This is a genomic window from Dietzia sp. NPDC055343 (assembly GCF_053645265.1).
The window spans coordinates 1-2897 of record NZ_JBSHMJ010000101.1 but is presented as its reverse complement, the minus strand read 5'-3'; the positions used below and the strand labels follow the sequence as shown (position 1 = coordinate 2897).

Genomic DNA, 2897 nt, shown 5'->3' with positions numbered 1-2897 from the left:
GGCATCGCCTTCGGGCGATGCCAGCGCTGGTCATTTCGTCGGTTCAAGCTTGGGTAGCTCGATCCGTCGCGAACCCCACAAGAGAGGAGTTCTCGTCAACGCCCCGTTACCCTCGCCACACCGAACGACATTAGCGATTCCCCCTTCGGAGCCTGCCCTCGCCATCGGGTTCGACGTCTTCGTTGGGCCTCCAGTCGGCCACTCCTGCCGCGCGTCGATCGGCGGGCCCCCGCCCGGCCCTTCGCGCCAGCCTTGGCACAGCGCTGGCCCCACACCACAGTGGTCGACTTCGCCCTCCGCGCTGAAACCCGGACCGCGCCGGACCTAGCGACACGCCAGACCCTCCGGCTCCCACGCATCGCCGACTGCATGCCCGAATGACAGCGATCTGCCCTTTGTGACGCGATCGAAACAGTTGCGGCGCCAGTGGCCACATCCGTTGGCGAACAAGGCATCTGTGAATCTCAGATGTCCGACTGCGCCGAGAACCTCGATTACCAGAGCAATATCCCGAAGAGCGCCCGTAACACTGTGATTCGGATCACAGATATGTGGGGCGAGTCCACCACGGGGCCCTTGAGACCCAGCGGCGAACTCAGTTCAACGCGACGTGTCCACGCCGCACCTCCGTCGAAAGGACCACCACTATGTTCTCCGATATTCTCAACCAGCTCGGCTGGGGTTCAGTCATGTTCAATACCGGCTCCGGCATCCTCGATGTCAGCACCGGCTTCCTCGGCAACATCCTCTGGGTCCTCGGCGGCAACCTCGCCAACTGGGGCTCCTGACTCGAGAACGACCATCGGCGGGCTGGCCCGCTGACCGGTCGGCATCGCGCCGGCATCCACTCATGGGGAAGGGATGCCGGCGCCGTGCATTTCACGACACCGTGTTCTTCGCTGCCCCGACCGAGACGCCGCGCGGCACTACACTCGAGCTTATGCAGCTTGACCTGTCTCGCCACATTGACGCCGATCCGGAGACCGTGTGGGCCGTCCTCACCGACATTCCCAACGCACACCGCACCCTTTCCGGTGTGTTGTCGGTGAAGATCCTGACCGCCGGCGTCTATGAGCCAGGCTTTCGCTGGCGCGAGACCCGCAAGATGTTCGGAATGAAGTCAACCGAAGAGATGATGGTGCAGACCGCGGACGCACCGCACTCCACCACGATCGTTGCTGAGAACGGCGGGACCGAATACAAGACCGTGTTCACCTTGACTGCCGACGCCGACGGGGGCACAACCCTGTTCATGCACTTCAGCGCGGAAACCGCGCACGCCCCGGCCATCTCCCGGGTAGTCATGGGCGTGATGGGCAAGGTCGCGCTGAACTCGACCCGCAAGACCATGGAGCAGGATCTGGCCGACATCGGGAGCGAAGCCGAGCGACGCGCCAACTCCTGACGCCACGCACCCAAATCGAGCGACCCCCGGGGTTGTTACCCGGGGGTCGATCGGAGTATTCGCTACGAGCTCGAGTTTAGAGCTGGATCTCCTGGCCGCTACCGGCGTAGATCGCCTCGAGGACGTTGGAGAACAGGCCGGCAACGCTGCCTGTGCCGGTGCCGAGCAGGGTCCCGATGAACTCTCCGAAGCCCGCGACACTGCCCTCGACGGCGCCGAAGACGTTGTCAATTGATCCGAATAGCATGGTGCTTCCTTTGCATTCTGCGATGTGAGTGGATGGCGATCAGTTATTGCCGACTAGCCAGAGTCAGACGGCACCGTTGCCGACACCGATGAGGTTGCCAATGGAGCCGAACATGGCACCAACGAGTCCGTCGATGCCGGCCATGATGGTGAGCAGATCCAGGACGCCGCCGCCCATAGCTTCAGTGGACGCCGTGAGTGAACCCATCTTTTTCCCCTTCCGGGAGTCAACGTCAAAGATTATTGACGTTCACGAACAGTGTTACCAGAACGTAGCATGCAGTGATCTGCGACACAATAGTCGGGTCATGTCGCACAACTTCGCTGGTCGTTCGTAGGCCGCGCCATCGTTGCTCATTAAGTTCCGCTCCTCGAACTCAGGATCGGCCCGAGCTCGCGCCGCTGAAGCTCAGGCAATCTTCAGACGGGGGCCTCACTCAGGAAGCGCCCGTTCGGGTTCCCTGGAGCCAGACCCGCATCAGTACACGAGAATTCGCTGCCTACCCTTCGGCCGCTCCGAGGCCAACGAATGCCGGCTCGAGGCTGCGGAATCTGGGGGCTCCCGGCTGAAGAATCAGCCCACTGAGGGCCGCGCGCCATCCCAAAGCTCGGCAACCACCTCGCCGGCTGGCCGATCGGCGTAGGCATCAGCAGCACGCCATCGCGACCCGGCCCACAGCGGCGGCACGTCAATGTCGCCCGCCTGGGCTGCGGCCTTACGCATCGGGCCCGTGAGAATGTGCAGGTGCGGATACGCGGCCGGGGCTGCGTCGTGGTGCTCAGCCACGAAGCCGTTGACCAGCGCGCGGGCGTAGCGCCCCGTGTAGCAGCGGGTGGGCCGCGTCTCGGTGAACCTGGGATCGCCCAGCGCCGCCCGGTGCAACGCACTCGTGCCCGCCTCGCGGGTGCGCAGCAGCACGGTCCCGAGCTGCACGCCGGTCGCGCCGGCGGCCAGCACGGCAGAGACGTCCTCCGGGGTCGCTATTCCGCCGGCGGCCACGAACTCCACCTCCGCCAGTGCCGCGCGCACAGCCCGCACCAGTTCGACGGTGGTGATGTCGTCGGGCTCCTCCCCCACCGCCGTGGTGGATCGATGCCCCCCGGCCTCGGCGCTCTGCACGGACAACCAGTCCGCCCCCACCTCCACGGCGCGCCGCGCATCCTCGACGCCGGCGACGGTCACGACCACCGCCGACCCCGCCTCCTGCAGCCGCTGCACCACCCCGGAGCCCGGGATCCCGAACGT

At 65.1% G+C, this 2897-nt stretch carries 5 protein-coding genes; 2 read left to right on the top strand and 3 right to left on the bottom strand.

Translation table 11 applies throughout. The features are described from left to right. Window positions 1-647: 647 nt before the first annotated feature. Together ACWIE7_RS18670 and ACWIE7_RS18665 are read left to right on the top strand one after the other, a co-directional pair. A complete protein-coding gene (locus ACWIE7_RS18670; protein ID WP_182633267.1) occupies window positions 648-788 on the top strand; it encodes a hypothetical protein in 141 nt (46 codons plus the stop codon). Between the two features lie 152 nt (window positions 789-940). Further along, window positions 941-1405: an SRPBCC family protein gene (locus ACWIE7_RS18665; RefSeq protein ID WP_454070257.1), complete on the top strand. Its 465-nt coding sequence runs from the start codon at window positions 941-943 to the stop codon at window positions 1403-1405. A 76-nt stretch (window positions 1406-1481) separates the two neighbouring features. Here ACWIE7_RS18665 and ACWIE7_RS18660 read toward each other — a convergent pair whose 3' ends face one another. The 3 genes from ACWIE7_RS18660 to ACWIE7_RS18650 all read right to left on the bottom strand — a co-directional run. After that, window positions 1482-1652, bottom strand: coding sequence for a hypothetical protein (locus ACWIE7_RS18660; protein WP_454070256.1), 171 nt, complete (start codon window positions 1650-1652; stop codon window positions 1482-1484). 63 nt (window positions 1653-1715) lie between these two features. Beyond that, on the bottom strand, window positions 1716-1859 hold the full coding sequence (locus tag ACWIE7_RS18655; protein ID WP_454070255.1) for a hypothetical protein: 144 nt from the start codon (window positions 1857-1859) through the stop codon (window positions 1716-1718). A 366-nt stretch (window positions 1860-2225) separates the two neighbouring features. Then, the coding region (locus ACWIE7_RS18650) for an NAD(P)H-dependent flavin oxidoreductase (protein WP_454070254.1) at window positions 2226-2897 on the bottom strand (672 nt) is incomplete at its 5' end.